Raw genomic sequence first — 809 nt, forward strand, 5'->3', positions numbered from 1 at the left:
TATGTGATCGACAAGATCGAAAATTTTGACGATCCCGCGTTTCCGGGCGAAACCATCAGCTGGGACATTGTCGTGTCCAACGAAGGTAATCAGGATGGTACCGGTGTTGTGGTCACCGATACCCTCCCCACCGGCGACTTCTTTGACGCGGGCTTTATCGCCAGTGACGGCGGTATCGTGGATCTCGATGCCGGCACCGTAACCTGGAATATCGGCGATCTGGCCGCAGGCGATTCCATCACCCTGACACTCACCACCACCGTCAATGAAAACGTACCGCCGTTCCTGTTGCCCCAGCAGGTGAATTCCGTATCGGTAACCGATGACGGCACCAACGGACCAGACCCGACCCCCGAAAACAATACCGATGAAGAGCCATTCGATATCACTGAAGTGGATCTGGCGATCGCCAAGGACGACGGCGGTATCACCACCACACCGGGCGGTTCGGTTACCTACACCCTGGACTACGCCAACATTGGCTCGGCACCGGCGGAAGATGTAACGATTACCGAAACGCTACCGGAAAATACCACCTTTGACGCGGCCAACTCCGATCCGCGTTGGGTAGTACAGTCCGACGGCACCATCACCCTGGATCTAGGTACCCTGGCCGACGGTGAAAGTGGCAGTGTGACCTACACCGTGATCGTCGATGACCCACTGCCGGCAGGCGTCGAAGAGATTCTGAACGAGACCGAAATTTCCTATGCGGATGGACGTGGTCCAGACCAGAACCTGAGCAACAATTCCGATGACGACAACACACCTGTCATTGCCCAGCCAGACTATGTGATCGACAAGATCGA

Annotated in this window: 1 protein-coding gene; it reads left to right on the top strand. The window is 56.1% G+C overall.

The features are described from left to right. Nucleotides 1-809: DUF11 domain-containing protein (locus B4U49_RS00390; RefSeq protein ID WP_143735429.1), on the top strand; the 809-nt coding region annotated here is incomplete at both ends.

The sequence above is a fragment of the Microbulbifer mangrovi genome, assembly GCF_002009015.1.
In the GTDB taxonomy this organism is placed as follows: domain Bacteria; phylum Pseudomonadota; class Gammaproteobacteria; order Pseudomonadales; family Cellvibrionaceae; genus Microbulbifer; species Microbulbifer mangrovi.